At 59.6% G+C, this 18,265-nt stretch carries 6 protein-coding genes, 1 tRNA gene and 3 pseudogenes; 6 read left to right on the plus strand and 4 right to left on the minus strand.

The annotated features are described in order from the left end of the window. Positions 1-418 precede the first annotated feature (418 nt). The 4 genes from HDG39_RS32220 to HDG39_RS32235 all read left to right on the plus strand — a co-directional run bounded on the left by HDG39_RS32220 (position 419) and on the right by HDG39_RS32235 (position 10,196). The gene (locus tag HDG39_RS32220; protein ID WP_184012002.1) at positions 419-3,523 is read left to right on the plus strand and encodes a UDP-N-acetylmuramoyl-tripeptide--D-alanyl-D-alanine ligase; all 3,105 of its coding nucleotides are present in this window, start codon (positions 419-421) and stop codon (positions 3,521-3,523) included. 249 nt (positions 3,524-3,772) lie between these two features. Then, a complete protein-coding gene (locus tag HDG39_RS32225; RefSeq protein WP_184012004.1) occupies positions 3,773-4,840 on the plus strand; it encodes an alpha/beta hydrolase family protein in 1,068 nt (355 codons plus the stop codon). Positions 4,841-5,421: 581 nt separating this feature from the next. Continuing rightward, positions 5,422-6,363, plus strand: a complete 942-nt coding sequence (locus tag HDG39_RS32230) for a D-alanine--D-alanine ligase (RefSeq protein WP_184012006.1) — start codon at positions 5,422-5,424, stop codon at positions 6,361-6,363. A gap of 506 nt (positions 6,364-6,869) precedes the next feature. Continuing rightward, positions 6,870-10,196 (plus strand): ATP-binding protein, encoded by a 3,327-nt coding sequence (locus HDG39_RS32235; protein ID WP_184012008.1) that lies wholly within the window; start codon positions 6,870-6,872, stop codon positions 10,194-10,196. 129 nt (positions 10,197-10,325) lie between these two features. Here HDG39_RS32235 and HDG39_RS32240 read toward each other — a convergent pair whose 3' ends face one another. Further along, a complete protein-coding gene (locus tag HDG39_RS32240) occupies positions 10,326-12,605 on the minus strand; it encodes an ESPR-type extended signal peptide-containing protein (protein WP_184012010.1) in 2,280 nt (759 codons plus the stop codon). A 444-nt stretch (positions 12,606-13,049) separates the two neighbouring features. Between HDG39_RS32240 and HDG39_RS32245 the strand changes: the two are divergent. Continuing rightward, positions 13,050-13,454: pseudogene (locus HDG39_RS32245) on the plus strand (IS5/IS1182 family transposase); the annotation flags it as partial. Positions 13,455-13,827: 373 nt separating this feature from the next. On the opposite strand, the pseudogene HDG39_RS32250 reads toward HDG39_RS32245, so the two are convergent. Beyond that, positions 13,828-14,796 (minus strand): annotated as a pseudogene (locus tag HDG39_RS32250) (ISAs1 family transposase). Positions 14,797-15,056: 260 nt separating this feature from the next. Here HDG39_RS32250 and HDG39_RS32255 point away from each other — a divergent pair. Then, positions 15,057-15,133 (plus strand) — tRNA-Asp (locus tag HDG39_RS32255). A gap of 70 nt (positions 15,134-15,203) precedes the next feature. Here HDG39_RS32255 and HDG39_RS32260 read toward each other — a convergent pair. Continuing rightward, a complete protein-coding gene (locus HDG39_RS32260; protein ID WP_184012012.1) occupies positions 15,204-16,229 on the minus strand; it encodes an IS630 family transposase in 1,026 nt (341 codons plus the stop codon). 470 nt (positions 16,230-16,699) lie between these two features. Next, positions 16,700-18,251, minus strand: a pseudogene (locus tag HDG39_RS32265) (SulP family inorganic anion transporter). Positions 18,252-18,265: the final 14 nt, after the last annotated feature.

An 18,265-nucleotide genomic window follows, 5' to 3' on the forward strand; every position in this document is an offset into this window, starting at 1 on the left:
TAACGGGAAGCTCAATGAGTTCGTGTTTGCGTCCCGATCGAGCAAACGTGAGTTCATCAAACAGTGGCAGCGAGCGCTCGCGGCTACCGGAACAACGCCGATAGACACGAATCTTCAAAATGAAGGGAACTGTCAGGTGCAGTCAGATCTCCAGGCTCCAACGGATTAGTTGCGGTTGATTCAGGGTTCGCGATGCTGAAATGCAGATCCTGGCGGCTGGAGAATTTGCCAGAGTGCAGAGCATTAGTCTTTCGATCCACGCGGATCGTGCCCCTGCAAAAATCTCGAACAACAAATGTATATACTGAAGGGCGAAATCGTGTTCGGTAAGATTTTAATGGCTGCGGCCAGACGAGACATCGTCGCCAGGTATCTGGCCGCAGGCATGCTGGCTGCCTCTACCCAAGGGTAAAACCACATGACATCTACCCCGTCTGAGCACGCGCATCCCAACCCCACAGGCTTCGCCGCATTGTTCGCGCGATTGCGCTCCGTCGTTGAACCGCAGGTCAATCCCCTTGCGGCGTCCTGGCCACCCTTTGTCCTGTTCTTTTCATGGAGCGACGGGCAGCGGCGGGCCGACGTCGTGACCGCAACGGCGGCGACATTTGCCGAGGCCTGGGACGCAGGCATGGAGCAGGTGACGCAGGCTGCCGGCGCGGCCGGACTGGTCGTCCAGTGGCTTCGGGTGGACTGGGTTACCAGCGTTGAAGGCATGACCTGGGAGGCACTGCGGGGCCGCCTCGAACAGACCCGGCGCAGTTATTTTCGTTGCGGCCTGTCGCTGGACAGTAATTTCAGGCATGCCTTTCTGGAGACCGAACTGAATGGCAATGCCATGCTGTATGGCGGCCCGGCACAGACGCATGCGGTTGTGAACACAAAGAACTTCGAACGGTATGCCGCCATTCGGCACCAGCTTGCTAGCGTGAATTTCGAGGATCAGCAAAACGTTAATGTGTTCTCGACCCGCGGGGCGTTCGCAAGCCTGCAAGCGCCGGAGGTACACCTTCTGCACGGGACGGGTCTGAACGCGGGCCGTCGCATCATCGAACATCTCCAGCCGGCAGACGTCAGGGCGCTCGTCGCATCCGGCAGCCGTTATCTGGCCGGCCAGGTACAGCCTGGCGGGCGCTTCCACTATGGCTGGCATCCCTGTTTCGATCGCGAAATCGGCACTTACAACACCCTGCGTCATGCAAGTTCGATCTATGCGATGCTCGAAGCCTGGGAAGTGACCCAGGACAACGACCTCAAGACAGCAATCGACGCAGCGCTGCATTATCTCGTCAATGAACTCATCATGCCGGCGGAATTGCCGTCCGGTGCCCGCGCGGCGTTTCTGGTTGACCGGCAGGGCGAAGTCAAACTGGGTGGCAACGGCGTGTGCCTTCTGGCGCTGGTCAAATACAGCCAGCTGACCGGCTCAGACGAATATCTGACTCTGCTAGAACAGCTCGCAACAGGCATCCTCTTCATGCAGGATGCGGACACCGGCAAATTCAACCATGTGCTGAACTATCCAGATCTGTCGGTTAAGCAGGCATTCCGGATCATCTATTACGATGGCGAAGCGGCCTTCGGCCTGATGCGCCTCTATGGTCTGACCGGCGATGCGAGGTGGCTCGCAGCAGTAGAAAAGGCGTTCGGCCATTTCATCGAGGCAAAACACTGGAAGGCGCATGACCACTGGCTCAGCTATTGTGTGAACGAACTGACCCGTCACAGGCCACTGGAAGCGTATTACAAATTTGGAATCCAGAACTTCGCCACCTATCTTGATTTCGTGGCTGAAAGGGTGACGACGTTTCCAACCCTGCTTGAATTGATGACGGCTGCCGAGCAGATGATTAGCCGCATGCAGCAGCAGCCCGGCCTGGAGCACCTGCTTGCCGAGGTCGATCTGGATAAGTTCTTCCATGCCCTGCATGCACGGGCGCAGCGCCTGTTAGATGGCCATTTCTGGCCGGAACTTGCCATGTACTTTGCCAATCCGGGCAGGATCACCGGCAGCTTCTTCATTCGCCACCATGCCTTCCGGGTCCGCATTGACGATGTCGAGCACTATCTATCGGGTTTTGTCGCCTATCTGAACTATCTGGAGTCGCAGCGGCATTCAGTATCCTCAACGCTGGCGCGGGAATGGAACGCCTCCCTGATCGAGGCGGCCACGCAGGGGACGTGGCTCAAGCAGCCGCCATTGGGGTGGACGGCGAGCGGCCTTTGCATTTACGCGCCTGCCATGCAGCCTGGAAACGTCGTGGTTGCCCGAACCGGTGAGGTAAGCCGGGGGATCCCTGTTCCTGTCATTCGACAGATGCAGCCGCGCCCGGCGGGTGTTATCTCGAGCCATTCTGATGTGCAGGCTCAACTTGCCGATTTGCCGGTCCTGCACGTCGCAGATACGGCCACGGCAATTCTTGCGATGGGAGCCTATGCACGCAGCCAGATGAGCGGCACTGTCCTGGCGGTGACCGGAAGCGCTGGCAAGACCACGCTCGTGGCCATGCTGGCTGACGCCCTCAATGCTTACGGTCCGACAGCGGCGAGCGCGTTCAACGCAAACCTTCCCCAAGGTGTGAGCTGGAATCTTGCGTCAATCAAGTGGGACACACCTCATGTCGTCCTGGAAGTTGCCGTGGGCAAAATGAGACAGAGCGCGGCCATTGCCCGCCCGGACGTCGGCATTTTCACTAACATCCAGCCTGCTCACCTCGGAAAAAACAGCACAATCACTGATATTGCCCGGACCAAAAGCATGCTTTTTCTTGGCATGTCTGCGGGAAGTGTCGTGGTGCTCAATCGTGACATGCTGGAATGGGATACCGTCTACCAGGCGGCAATCGAACGGGATCTGAAAATCTTTACTTACGGCACGACTGCCGAGAGCGAGTTTCAACTCGTGGATCATGACGCGTCGGGGCAGCGGGTCGATGCGCGTATTAGAGGGCGCGATATCACCTATCCGATCGGGGCCGCGGGCTTGCACATGGCGTTGAACAGCTTGGCAGTACTTGCCGCTGTCTCGGCGCTCAACTATCCGTTCGAACCTGCGCTCGAACGGATCGCACGCTTTGCTGCCCTGTCCGGCCGCGGCGAGGAGTTTGAGCTGACGCTCGACGGACGGCACGTGACCATTGTCGACCATGCCTACAATGCCAATCCCGGCTCGATGCAGGCCGCTCTGGAACATTTGCGGGACATGAAGAATGCAGCCAGACGAGTCGCTGTGCTGGGCGAGATGGCGGAACTCGGTCCCCAGGCGTCGCTGCTTCATGCCGACCTGGCTGCAGTGGTCGAGCGTTGCGGGATCGATCGCGTCTATGTCATGGGCAAGCTCTATACCGACTTCTGGGAACGGTTGCCGGCTGCACGCCATGGGCGCTACACGAATTCGCTTGACGAATTGAAGCTTGCACTTCAAGAAGAGCTTGTCGACAAGGACGTAGTGCTGCTCAAGGGCTCGAACAGTACGCGTCTCCATGAGGTCGTAGCGTGGCTGAGGGCTGGCGCGCAAAAGTAGCATTGACCTCTGGCCCTGCGAGCAATGGGTCTTCAGGCGTGCCTGAACGACCCGAAAGCTTCCAGCGCTCACCCCCGATGGCGGTAAGCCGCGCGGGGTAGTCAGCGCGCAGCACGGGACCCGAATGCCAAATCAGCCGTACTACCCAAGGTGCTCGCCTGCGTCTGGTGCAGGCGAGTTCGTTGCCCGCGCGCATGGCCATCGTTGATCATTTCTGTCTTTTCTGCATAACCTCACGGAACCTTATTTATGAAATGGTTTGGCCGACATTGTCGGCGTTTATCGCACCTTCTGCGCTGGAGACTCCGGCGCTTCCTGTTCGTTGTCTTTGGCGTTTTGGGCGTTACCGAACCCAGTCTGGCGGACCGACCCACACTGGGGCCGTTTGAGACTCCACGGCCCGGGGAGCTTAATATCCCTGTGGGAAGCGAGCCATTCGATGCCGCACAAGCCCTGAACGGTTCATTCAGTTCACCGGAACACTGCGCGAGAGTGCCCGATAGCCTGTGGGTCGAAGTCAACGGCAAGGGAGATTGCATTCGATACTACGCGCATGGATTGTCCGGCAGCGAAAGCCCCACTGTGCTGGTTTATTTCAGCGGGGATGTCATGCTGAGAACGACGAAGGGAGTCAGGTACGTTACACAATCCTACCTGTCTGTTTCGCCCATGGAGATTGGGAAAGATATGGCTAAATGGTCCGCTGATTCCGGCCGTCCCACGCTCTATCTTGCCCGGCCGGGTATCTATGGCTCCTCTGGCGACCATAACATGCGCCGCACGCATCGCGAGATCGAACTGATGGATCGCGCACTGGACATGCTCAAGGAGCGTTACAACATTGCATCATTCATTCTGACCGGACATTCCGCAGGAGGCCAGATCGCCGCTGCGCTCCTGAACAGACGCGCAGACGTCGCGGCATCGGTGGTTTCTTCTGCCCTTGTTTCCGCCAAACAGGTCGCGGCGTACTGGGAATACAAGCGGGAAATCCCCGGTCGACTGCTTTACGATGCCCGGAGCTATTACGATCCTGTGGACGAAATCGGGCGCATTCGCCGGGATCCACGACCGGAAATCTATGTGATTTCTGATCCGGAGGATCGTGTGGTTCCCTTTTACAGCCAGCTGTATTATGTCCGCCGTCTGCGTGCCGCCGGCTTCAAGCCGCATCACATCTACGCCCATGCTCCCGGGCCGCAACATCACCTGCTCGCCGGACACGCGAAACGCGCTGCAACGCTTTTTGCTCAAGGGAAATCAGCGAAGGAAATCCACATGGCGCTTGCAGAACTTGACCTGTCGCAGGTTAAGTAAGCCACGAAAAGGTGCGACCTCCAGGGAGCACTGACTGGCGTTGTCATGGTGAGGAGCATTGGTCAGCAAATCGGGCCGGGCGTGGGGGGCTGACGTTGATGCCGTCAAGCGACCCTTGCAGCCGATTCGTAGTGGTCCGAAAGCTCGTTGTGTCGTTGTCGCCGTCAGCCTGCGGCAGCCGATCGGACAGACCGCGCGCTTTCGTTTGGGTAGTTGTTTCCGTCGTTGCGTTAGCCCGGAACGGCATCCACTGTCGATGGACACCTGACGGTATTTTTCCTAAACTTGTTCACGGCTGGTCGCTTGTTATTCGCTGCGTCCTTGGCTTCGACAGTGAGACTTGTGGTTGAAAGTTGCCGCCTCAATTTCCGTTCCGATTTGGCTGTATGACGCTTCGAAACCGGGCTCGTGCAGAAATTGCTTGCGATGGGATGATCGCGAAACGATGGTCGTGGGTTCGAGCAGGGGGCTATGTCTTTCGTCGCGCGTTAGGGGTACCCCCCAGATACCGGCCTCGCTGGTCAAAGTCTCGATTAGCGGACGAGAAGATAAAGGTGCCTTGCGCATAAATAGGGAGTTCGATGGACAGTATCGATCCGAAGCGATTCGGCAAGGTGGCAGTGTTGTTTGGTGGAGTGTCCGCCGAGCGTGACGTGTCGCTCAATTCTGGTTGTCTCGTGTTGCAGAGACTGCGCGATGCAGGCGTCGACGCACACCCCTTCGATCCATCCACGCGGCCGTTGTCAGCGTTAAAGGACGAGGGCTTTGTGCGTGCGTTCAACGTGCTGCACGGCGGCTACGGCGAAAATGGGCAGATTCAGGGCGCGCTCGATTTTTATGGGATCCGATATACGGGCAGCGGCGTGCTTGGTTCGGCGCTCGGGCTGGACAAGTTCCGCGCGAAACTTGTGTGGCAGCAACTGGGTATTCCGACGCCGCCGTTCGAGGCCGTGATGCGCGGCGACGATTACGATGCGCGTGCGCAGGAGATCGTCGCGCAACTCGGGTTGCCGCTATTTGTGAAGGCGGCGAGCGAAGGCTCAAGCGTCGCCGTGATCAAGGTAAAAGCGGCCGAGGCGCTACCCTCAGCGATCGCGGAAGCAGCAAAGTTCGACGCTATCGTGCTGGTCGAGAAGAGTATCGAAGGTGGCGGTGAATACACTGCGTGCATTGCGGGCGACCTCGATCTGCCGGTCATCCAAATTGTGCCAGCGGGCGAATTCTACGACTATGACGCGAAGTACGTTCACGATTCGACGCAGTACCTGATTCCATGCGGACTGGCATCCCAGGAAGAGATGCGCCTGAAGCAACTCGCGCGCCGCGCGTTTGACGTGCTCGGTTGCTGGGACTGGGGGCGTGTCGACTTCATGATGGATGGCGAGGGCAAGCCGTACTTCCTCGAAGTGAACACATCACCAGGAATGACCGATCACTCGCTGTTGCCGAAGGCTGCTCGCGCGGTTGGTATCAGCTATCAGGAACTGGTCGTGAGGGTATTGTCGCTCACGCTGAAGGATTGACCTCGTCGAGAGGTGTAGCAGAGTTCGTCAATCCGGTCCCGGCGTCGGCGCCCTGCTGGGTAAGGGCTGTGGGGCAATCGCAGTCCCGACCGGGGAAAAGAACGGCGGCGTTGTCACATTAGCGTTCACGCGGCGGAAGATTGGCAGGCGATGCCACCATTCAAAGCTTAACGGCCGGACCTTGGGCGACGCCTATGAAAAACGCCACGCATTGCGCGGCGAACTATTGGCGATAAAGCGAACAGCGCAGCAGTTGATGTGCTTCACGCTCGCCAGCGCGGCGAGTTCTGCTTTCGCGGTCAGGTAAATGCGTAACAGCTCGGTAACGATTTTCTTCGGTGCTTGGGGACAGGCCGTCAACACGCGTGTAAAGAAGCGTTTCGCTGTTGCGCCGCGCGGTGGATAATCAGGTTGTTACCTGCCACGTGAACTTTCCTTCGAGGGGGCACCCGGCGAAAGCGTCAACTCCGCTGGCACCTATGACTCCATACGCACAACGCAATGTATTGGACCGCTTTCGCCGCTATCAGCATTTGTTGATGTTCGGCGGCGGGGCAGTGGTAACGGCGGTGGTGCTGGTTGCGTTTGTCCTGAACACGGTGGCCACTGTACGTACCTATGTTGCGCTCGAGCATCAAGAACTGATGTCCGGCGTGAACCGGCTCACCGACCTTAACTCGCGCAACGTCGTGCTTATGCAAAACGGCGTACGGCTCATCGAGGTCGCCTGGAGGGCCGGCGAACAGGCCGAGCCACGCCTTATCGAACAGTTCACAGGCAATGGCCAGATGCTTCGTCTTCAGCAGGCCCCAGATCATCTGCCGGTGCTCGTGGTGGGTGCCTCGTCTGCAACGCCTCCCGATTTGTTGGCAACCCGGTACATTCGGCTTGCTAAACAGATAAGTCAGGCGGCGACGGCAGCTTCCGAACGAAACGGGGGCCTGTTGACATTCTGGTTGTACAGGCCTGACCGTCCACTGCTCATCCTGGTACCATCGCCTGACGATGCCCAGATGGCGACGTTGCTTGCCGATCGTGCTGCTTTTTTTTCTGCACTCGCGGGACCTGGCGGCAATCTCCTTGTTCCGCGAGACGTGCCCTTGCTCGATCCCCGCACCGGGGGGCGTGCATTTCGGTGGCTCCCTCCCTACGATAGTCCGTTAAGCGGCAGGCGATCAGTTCGAGTTGCAGCGACCCTGTTTGACAAGGAGCGGAAGCCGTTCGCCGTCGCTGTTTACGAGTTACCGGTCACCATTATCACTGCCGCTCTAGGGGAGAGTGGGCTTGACGGCTCTCTTATGCTCTTCGCGCGCAATGGACAGGTTATCACTTCATTTTCGCGTCAACCGGTCGACCCGAAGGCGTCAGATACCGCGCGTGCTTTAGGTGTCGCAGGAATTGTCGAGCCGACAGGCAGGATCTTTCGCGATGGCCACATGCTGTTTGGCTGGCCAATCGGCGAGACTGGCGCAACGCTCGTGTTTGTGCAGTCGTGGCGCTCGATTGCCCGGGCACTGACTGGTCAGATTGGAACGTCGGCCGCGACGACTGGAGTGATCCTCCTCGTGGTGTGGTCGCTGATTCTACTGTTCAACCGGCGCGTGTTCCTGCCTGTTCTTGAGCGCTCTCGACGCGTGTTCGAGAGCGAGCACCTGAGCCGCGCGCTGATCGAGACGGCACCGGTAGGGCTGGGGCTGATTGCCGTGGAGAGCGGTAAGCCGTTGTTGCGCAGTCCGACGATGATCGAGGCCGCGGCGCGGGTGGTCCTGCCGGCGGCACGGACACTTTCGGCAGAACTGGTTCACCGTCACCGGCAACGCGCAGATGTAAGCGGTGTAACCGGTACAAACAGCATGGCGCACGAGGCGTGGTCGCTGCCGACACGCGAGGGTGGGACGATGGATCTCTCGGTGAGTGTCGTGCCGGCGCGCTACCAGGGCGAGGACGTGCTGGTGACGGCGTTCACGGACGTGACGGTGGAAAAGCGCCTCAATCGGCAACTGCGTGAAGCAAAGCAGGCGGCGGACTCGGCCAATGCCGCGAAATCCGCTTTCCTGGCGGCGATGAGCCATGAGATCCGCACACCGCTCAACGCGATCCTGGGGAATCTCGAGCTGCTGTCGCACTCGCAGCTCGATGCGCTGCAGCGTGACCGGTTGAAAACGATCCGGGGTTCATCGGACGGACTGCTTGCAATCGTGAGCGACGTGCTGGATTTCTCGAAGATCGAGGCCGGTGAGATGACGCTCGAGCGGATCGTGTTCGACGCGCAGGAGGTAGCCTCGCGGACTCTGACGATGTTCGGGCCGGTGGCGCGGGCGAAGGGCGTGAGGTTGTCGGGCGAATTTGGCACATCGACCACTCAACCAATGCAGGGCGATCCGATGAGGCTTGGACAGGTGATGAACAATTTGCTGTCGAACGCCATCAAGTTTTCCGGGCACGGAGAGGTGACATTGAGACTGTCGGCGGAAGCGGGCAGTGATAATCAGCCAGAGCTTGTGATCGAAGTTGAAGACAGCGGGATCGGGATATCGCCGGAGCAGCAGGCGATGCTGTTCCGCGCGTTCAGCCAGGCGGATACGACGATCAACCGTCGCTTCGGTGGCACCGGTCTGGGGCTGGCATTATGCGCGCGGCTGACGGATGCGATGGGAGGGACGATCGCAGTGCACAGCGTGCCCGGCGAGGGCAGCCTCTTTACGGTGCGGGTGCCGCTGGGCGACTGTCACGGCGAGCCTGGGCTGGATATGCCGCACTTCGAGGGCGAGCAGGTGCTGTTCGTCGCGGCGGCGGACACCTGGCACGCGTATGCGGTGCCGGCACTGGAGGCCTGGGGGCTGAAGGTGCAGGCGTATCGTCATCCTGCGCAACTCGATCTGGAGACGCTGGAGGAGGCGGATACCCTGATTGTCTGCGGCGAGCACGACACCTGGCATGCGGACGACGTCCGTCGTCTGCTGGAAGCGTCGTCCTGGATGATTGACTGCAGCGCGGAAGGACCGGCGTATCCCGTAGCGACGGGATGGGCGGTGAAGGTCTCAAGCTATGGTCTGAAAGGGCTGGCGGCGGCGCTACGCCATACCTTGCAGGGCATGTCGCTGGAGGAGGGCAAAGAGACACAGCGGGTATTGTCGCGCCGGCTGAAGGTGCTGGTGGCGGAAGACAACGCGGTGAACCGGGAACTGTTCAGCGAGCAGTTGAAGATGCTCGGGTGTGAGCCGCAGGTGGCGGAAGACGGGCTGCAGGCGCTGGAACGTCTCTCACGGGAGCGCTTCGATGTGCTGGTGACCGATCTGGCGATGCCGGTGCTGGACGGTTATGGGCTCGTGCGAGAGGCACAGGCACGCTGGCCAGAAATGCCGATCGTGGTGGCGACGGCGAGCGTGACGCAGGAGGAGCGAGCGCGTTGCGAGGCGGCCGGGGTAATGCGGGTCGTGGCCAAGCCGCTGCAGCTGGACGAGCTGTCGGCAACGCTGTCGGAGGTGACCGGCGTGCCGGGTGTGGCGGTGCAGGCGGAGGAACAGGAACAGGAAAGGAAACGTGATGGGATGCTGGGCGGCCGTGCAATGCCAGCCCACGTGCGGGCTACATTCCTGAAATCGTGCGAAGAGGCGCTGGCGGCGATCCATGCCGCGTACGATGCCGGCGACGCGGCCCGGATACTCGCCGAGTTGCATTCGTTGCGGGGCGCGCTAAATGTGTTTGGATACCGCACGCTTGCAGAGCAGTGCGCTCAAATGGAAGTCGCGATATCGAAGGAGGGTGTCGGGGCGGCGCAGGACATGATTGATGCTTTCGATAGCCAGTTGAGTGCCACTATCCTGACTTGATCTGATTACCGCCTGCTCCCTACCAAAACCGGCAACGTAAAAAAGCACGGTCCGCCTTAACCGGCAAGACCGTGCAACATCACCCTTCTACAACTCCGTGCTTCCTGATTCGCGTTTCGTGACTCCTGATCAGAACTCGTAGCCCACCTGGGCACGCACACCAACGTCACCCGTCGAAGCAACCGACACAGCGGAGTTGACGAGCCACTTGTTGTTTCTGGAGCGGTACGTTGCGCCCACTGCTGCAGCACTGCCGCCCTTGTAGGTCGCCCCACCGGCCGCGACAATCGTGCGTCCCGGGCCGGACGGCGTCATGTTCGGCATGGCCATCGCCGCAGCGATACCGGCGTAGGCGTTTTTGGCTACATCGTTGATCGCCTGGTTGGTCTGGCTGAAGCGCTGGTCGGTGTAGCTGTTCGCCTGCTGCACGCCTTGCGCCACCGAACTGTTCATCTGGCCCACGTTGACCGCATCCGTATCCGCCGTACCCGCTGCGACATGGGTGATCTGACGCGGCTGGGTGGCCGAACCGACCGACACCGAGTTGTCGCGGTCAGTCACCGAACCTTGGCCCAGCGCAACCGAGTTGCTGTGGGTTGCCTGTGAACCCGTACCGATGGCCGTCGAGTTCGCGCCCGTCGCCGCTGCGTTGGCGCCGACTGCGAGGGCGTTATCCCCTGCTGCATTGGCGTTCGCGCCGATCGCCGTGGCGAGGTTGCCAGAGGCTACCCCACCTGCACCGACGGCCGTGCTTGCCGCGCCTGTACCCGGCATTTCTGCATTGACCACGGCACTATCGCTGCTGCCCAGGGTCGTTGAGGACGGAAGGTCCGACATCTGGGCGTTGAGGCTCGACACCTGGCCGCGGATATCCGTCACCTGGTTCTGCAACGTCGACAGCTGGCCGTAGTTCACCGCGTCGTACTGGTTCACACCGTTCGCCACATTCGACAGGACTACAGGCCCTGCGCTCAGGCTCCCGCCCAGCGTGACTGAACCGAAGTTCATCGAACCATCTGCGTTGCGGTCGTACTGCACCGCGCCCGGCAGTTGGGTCCCGACATCGCCGAGCTTGCCTTGGAGATTCGTGATTTCCTTCGTGTTGTCCGTCACCCGGTCATCGAGGTTGCTGACCGCCTCACCGACGCTGTGGACCGTCGTGCCGCCAACGCTATAGTTCGGCTGGCTGATCGAGCCGTCGGCGTTCACCATCGAACCACCGCCCAGCGCTTTGGACACGCTGTCCGCATTCGCATACAGCTGGCCGCCGTTGATCGCGTCCACGCTCGAGGCGTTCACCGCGCCCGCTGCCACACCCGTTACCGTGCGGTTGCCCGCCGTGCCCGCCACGTTCATCACCGTGCCGTCCGTATTCGTGCCGACCGTGATTTCACGCGTGGTCGCGTCCTGCTGCACCAGACCGAGCGAGCCGCTGCTGATCTGGTTCTGGACGTCTTCAATTCTAGTCGCGTTCTTTGCGATGTCCTTCGTATTGTCCGTCACCCGGTCATCGAGGTTGCTCACCGCGTCACCCACGTTGTTGACCGTCACGCCGCCGACGCTATAGTTCGGCTGGCTGATCGAGCCTGTCAATGGATCATAGGTTGTCCCACCACCTATCGCTGCCGCTGCACTCGTGCCAATGTTGTTCGATTTCCCCGCTTCGTTTTTCAACTGGCTGACGTTCACCGCATCCGTGGACGCCGAACCGGCGGCAACGTTCGTCACGCGACGTTGATTGCCTGGCGAACCCACCGACACTTCGCCCTTCGCTACCCCTACCAGCGCTCGCGAACCTGCCGGGTTATAGGGCGCGGCACTCAGGTCAGCTGTCGTGGTCGAACCCGCGCCCAGCGCCACCGAGTTCTCTGCGCTTGCACTGGCGTTCACGCCCAATGCAACGGAGTCGCTCCCTGCCGCAACAGCGTTGAAGCCAAGCGCACTGCTGCTTGTGCCGGACGCCCGCGCCTGGACGCCTACGGCAGTCGCCAGGTTCCCGGCGATGCTGCCCAGACCCACAGCCGTACCATAGTCACCAGTCACGGTCGTATTGGCCCCGTACACCGTGGCACCCGTGACATTGTTGGCATTAGCCCCACAGCCGGCCACCGTCGACCAGTTTCCGTTACCGTCGACCAGGGCCGTACCTCCGTAGCTGATACCGTTAGGTCCAACGCCGACCGTAGCAGAATTATTGGTGTCACAGCTAGCAGATCCTCCTGGCGCACCGCCTGTCCCCACCCCGATAGTACTCGCGTGACCAGCCTGTGCCGCCGCGATGAGCGCTACCGCCGCAATACCCTTGAGCACCACCGACCGACTCGCCTTACCTCGTGCGGACGCAAGCTCGGATGCCGCAATCCAGGTTCCCAACGCTTCATTCCATACACTTTTATATGACTTGTTCATGATGTCACTCTCGCTTGAATGTAAAAGGATAATCAATCAGTTATGCGAATCATTCTGGGATCGTGTATCTGCATTTGCCTTGCCAGATCTCGCCAGAAACGGGACAGTTGGTTCAGTTGCGCTGCCCGGAGCGCGCCAGCATCTAACAAGTCAGATTTTCTGCCGCGTATCGGGGCAACCACCTCTTTCCTTCGCCTTGATTACATTCTATTTTTTTGATGACTCAAGGAAATGTGACTGCAAATGAATTGCCCAAAATAACGCAAGACCAGTCCTAATTTCGATGCCCGGCAAACTGGGCGAATCGTCCGGAAAACCGGTGCCCGTGCCGCCCATTCACTTAGTCACGGTGGGGCTGTACAGAAGCCCTTGCTGAAAAACACACAGTCTTTGGCGTGCCTCGATGTAAATGGCGATTGAAGCGAAAATCATCGTTTTTTGGGGCGTCGTCGCGGCGAAATCGATTTGTCGCGAGCGTTTGGGGACAGTTCGTCGATTCGCGCCATGATGGCGGGAAAAAAACGCCCCGAATCCCACGGACCGGCGCAAGCCCGGCAGCGTCCCCCATCGTCTAGGCGCAAGGCATTCCGCTCGTGGGTATCCTGAACGCAACAAACTGACACAACATCACCCAACTTGATGCTCTGAATGAGGTAATTCCGCACGTCAGAGGCGAGCGAGGGCGTCCCCTTCATAAGCCGCAAATTGTTCGGGGCGACCGAGGCTACAGTTCCGTACCTCATCGGCAACGCTTGAGAGAGCGTGGCATCACCCGATGCTTGAAAAAATCGGCTCACCCCACGGCAGTGGTCGGGAAAAACGCGCTGGCCGGTCGAGCGACCGGTTGCAACAATGAGCGCGAACATCAGGGACGATGGTGCTATGGCAAGACACCCATGCGAACCTTCCTCGATTCGCTCGGGCTCGCCAGGGAGAAACTGATCCCTCACTAAATCGCCTTCTTCCTTTACTCGCCCGACTACCCGTCAGGTGCAGTCCAGGCTAATACACTTGATCCACTTGAAGTTCAAGGCCTTCATCGTCGGCGCGCTGCACAGCTTCTTCATCCGTGTATTCCTGATGCCGCAGCCGCCATAAACCTGCACGCAGGCCGCTCTCGCCGGTTTATTGCATCGCGCGGGGCCAGGATAAAAGAAGGTGTGGGTCGCACAAACATTCGTGCAGTCATGCTACCAGGGCCATCGCATTAAAGGTTAAATCGCTAGATGTCCTGCCAGCCAAGGAGTTGGGCCAGATAGCGGTCGTTTGCGCAGGCGAGCATGCGGCGATTTTTCAACCCTGCTTTGGTGGCGATCCTGCCTCAGCAGGTTCAGGGCAATGCGCCTGAGGATCGCGAAGTTCTGCGCGGCGTCGTCTACGCGCACGCGGCACTGGTCCTCGCCGAAAGCCATGTCGAGACACCAGTGCATGCCATTTTCGATACCCCAGTGGGCACGTACAGCATGCGCGATACGTGCCGCGCCAGGCGGCAGGCTGGAGACGTAATAGCGGCGCTCTGTTGTTGTGACCGTGTCGCCGATCTCGCGAGTGGACTCGACCGTCACGATCGAACGCAGACCCGGCCACAGGTCAGGCTCGAACTGCCAGCGGGTCAGGATGTCGCTGGCGACGCACCGGCGCGTCTCGATGCGGCCATGACCTTTTTCGACTTCACGGTGCTCGCTGTTGTAGTCCGCAAAGGCGAGCGGAACACACTCCATGGGCTCGAATGCCGTCTGTACCCGGCCCAGCATCGTGCCCTGGTTGCCCTTGCATGCCAGCACGTAGTCAGCGCCTGCCTTCACGATACGCTCGGCGATGGAGCGCTGGCAGCCCATCGCATCGATCGTGACAATCGCGCCCTTGAGCAGCAAGGTATCGAGCAGTTCGGGAAACGCCGTGATCTCGTTATCCTTTTCCGCAGTGCGGACCTGTGCTTCGGATCGAGCGCGGCAAACACCCGGCCGAACGTGTCGCGCGAAGGAATCCCATTTCTCAGTGGGGTATGGCGGCGCAGCCACTCCAGCTTTGCTTCGCTCCACAGCTCGATCCCTATCCAGCTCTCCGCCCCGGCGAGAATCGCGCATAACGCAACCATCAGCATCTCGCTCAGATCATGGGCTGGCGTGCGGCTGCGCGGGCCTTTCAGATTACCAAAGGCCTCTTCAATACTCAGGACATCGTTGTGCATCGTTTCGCTGTGCAAAAGGCAACAGTTACAGTAATCCTCGTCAGGCCTTGTTTACAAGCTGATTCTGTAAGTCCTTGATCGTTAACGGCCGTTCGTGCGATGGCCCTGGTCATGCTACTCGTTGGCACGATTAGTAATGCTGGTCATATTGACATTTGTTGGGATCATCTTCCATGTAGCGACGCAATCCGGATTCGTGCTTTTTGAGCAAGGTTCTCGCTGGAAAAACGCGGGCAGACATGCTAAGGTTAGTTCGAAATGGAGTGGTAGTTCAGTTGGTTAGAATACCGGCCTGTCACGCCGGGGGTCGCGGGTTCGAGTCCCGTCCACTCCGCCAACATCTCAAGAAAGTCGTCAACCTTTTCGCGGGCTACTTACTAAGCCGAAACAAAGTAACCGAACATGGGTCAAGCCGCGTAGCGGACTGACGGATGTTGAAACATGGATCGGACCAAGGCCGGAATCTTCTGCAGCGAGCGCAGAACCGCTCGAACACGCTGCTTGAGATGCCCCGGACCTTTGATGGCAAGCTTGCCGATCTTGTGATGTTTGAGATAACCCCATACCAACTCGTCCGGGTTCAGATCTGGCGAGTAAGCAGGAAGGAAGAACAGACAAAGGCGCCCATCTGATTCTGCGGCAAGCTGCCGGATCGCTTTGCAACGATGTACCGGATGACCATCGGCAATCAGGAAGACAGGCGCATTAGCGGTGAGCATCAGCCGTTTGACGAAGTCGACGTACACGGGGATCGTGAAGCTGCCTTCGAAACACATGAAACGAAGTTGACCACGCGGGCTGATCGCTGAGATCAGGTTCACCTTGAAGCGCGCGCCAGTGACTTCGACTACCGGTGTTTGACCGACCGGTGCCCAGGTCGTGCCGCTGTGATAGTCCGATCGCACCGTCGATTCGTCGACGAAGAATATCCGTGCCCCGCAGCGTTTGGCCTGCCCGACAATGGCCGGGTATTCGTTCCGCATCCATGACTCGACCAGTTCAGGGTCGCGTTGGTAAGCACGCGCCAGCGGCCGCTGGGGTGAAAGCCCGAGCTTGCGCAGCAGTCGACCGACAGACACCTCGGAGAGCCTGACGTTGAAATGATCGCGAATCAACTCCCGCACCATGTCTCGCGTCCACAATGCAAACTCAAACTTCATCTGCATGGGGTCCTTCGTTGTGACCGTCTGATAGACGAAGCGAATAGCCTCGGACGGCAGCTTCATCGGTCGACCAGGGATTGCCTTCGCTCGTAACGCCTCGATGCCCCCTTCGCGCCAGGCCGCCAACCACTCGTAAATACGTGCTCTTGAGAATCCCAGCGTGCGGATCACGTCCTCCGGCGACTCGCCAGCTTCGACACGCTTGACCGCCCGAATGCGGATCTCTTCCAGCGTTGCATGTGAAAGCTGCCGGCCGTCGTCCTCTCGCATCTCGCCTCTCCCTAAACCCCTTAAAGCTTAGACCATGGCGTCGATTTATGTTCGCTTATTTATGCACTGGTTAGTAAGTGCCCAAACGCGTCGAGACTCAGCACGTTTCGGCGTAGGGCATCGTCGGTTCTGTTGTATCTGCGACGCAGGCAGCGAGGTTGCAACGTGCCGGGCGGGAATAGCTGATCGGATCGCCAAGGTGCCTCCACTATCCCCCTGCTGACCATCATTCCGTACATCTGTTGCTTGCCCCGATCGGGGCTGCGATACCCAACAGCCCACGCCCCGCAATACAACACATTGCCACGGCTGCCATTTCGTATGCCAGCGATTGACGGAGCAGACGGTGAATCCGGTCATGGCGATGGCGGCGTTGGACAGACTCCCGCCCAACATTCCTACCTGTCGGGCAGATGAGTGGTCCTCATCGTGGTACAACCTGTCCCTGTGTCTGCTCCGCTATTTAATGCTTATCGCGCGGTCAGGTTGCGGAATAGCCAGCGTCCATTGCGTTCTTTCGCGTGATGTGGCTGCTGCCTGATCTCGACCGTGATACCGCGGCCCCGTGCATCGACGACGAACGCGTCAATCAGGTCGCGCACATCGTGATCGATGTAGTCGGCACGGGTCGTGTCGATGATAACGGCCGATCGGTCAGGAATCTGCCGCAGGTAGTGCTTGACCTTCACCTTGCCGACAAATGACACATCCTTGCGGAAAGACGGCAGGTAGTGGTCGTCATGCTGCGCAAACATAACGGGACCACGCAAATTCGCACACGCGACCATGAGGACAACGACCGCGAGTCCGAGCGCGATGCCGAACAGGAGATCCACGGCGAGCACGCCGATTATCGTCGCGATGAACGGTGCGAATGCACCTGGTCCCTGTTTCGCAACGGACAGGAACAAACTCGGTTTGGCGAGCTTGATGCCGGTATGGATGAGGATCGCGGCAAGACTTGCCAAGGGGATCTGGTTAATCAGGCCGGTGAGTGCAAACACGCTGACTAGCAACAGTATACCGTGCACGATGGCGGACACGCGGCTCTGTGCACCTGCATTGACGTTCGCCGAGCTGCGCACGATTACCGACGTGATCGGCAGGCCGCCTATTGCTCCTGCAATCAGATTGCCCACGCCTTGCGCTTTCAGCTCCCGGTCCGGCAGAGTCGGGCGGCGCTTCGGATCGATCTGTTCGACGGCTTCCAGGCTCAGCAGCGTCTCGAGACTTCCGACGACCGCCAGCGTCAACGCGACGCGCCAGATGTCGGGGTTCAGTAGTTGCGCGAAATTCGGCCCGAGATCAGCGCTCTTGATTGCGGCGCTGAGAGCAGCAATCGAGGCGAGCTCGGGCAGGGCGACACGGTGTTCGGCGGGCGAGGCGAGGCTTGGGGACAGCATGTCAAGCAACAGCGTCGCGGCAATGCCGAGCAGCACAACGGCGAGCGGCGCAGGGACTAGGCGCACAAGCCTGAAGCGTCGCAGCGCTCGGGTTTCCCAACTGGCTAGCAGGTCGAGTGACACCGTCGCGACGGCGAAGGCGGTTAGTGCGCGGAGGCTGAATGGCATGTTGCCGACGGGCGTATCAAGGTCACCTGCCATGCCTAACGCGAACGGCACCTGCCTGACGATCAGCAATATGCCCAATGGCGGCAAGCATATCCTTGATAACGGGCGAAGGCACATATGCGGCCACTCGGCCTGCCTTCACCATTCCGAAGCCAAATTGAATGACGCCGGACAGTAGCACGGCGAGCAGAAAGGCCGAGAAGCTGCCGAGGCGCGCAATGCCTTCGACGACGATGACGACGAGGCCCGCCGCCGGTCCACTGACGGAGAGTGGCTAGCCGCTCAGAACCGCGACGACGAGGCCGCCGATGATGCCGGATACAAGGCCTGCGAAGGGCTCAACACCAGATGCATTGGCAATACCCAGGCACAGCGGCAGCGCGACAAGAAAGACAACGACACCCGTAATCAGGTCGCGTGGGAGCGTTGAGAGTGATGCTCGTAGATTCATGATGGACGGAAAAG

Origin of the sequence: Paraburkholderia lebeckiae, from assembly GCF_014201005.1 — a bacterium.
In the GTDB taxonomy this organism is placed as follows: domain Bacteria; phylum Pseudomonadota; class Gammaproteobacteria; order Burkholderiales; family Burkholderiaceae; genus Paraburkholderia; species Paraburkholderia tuberum.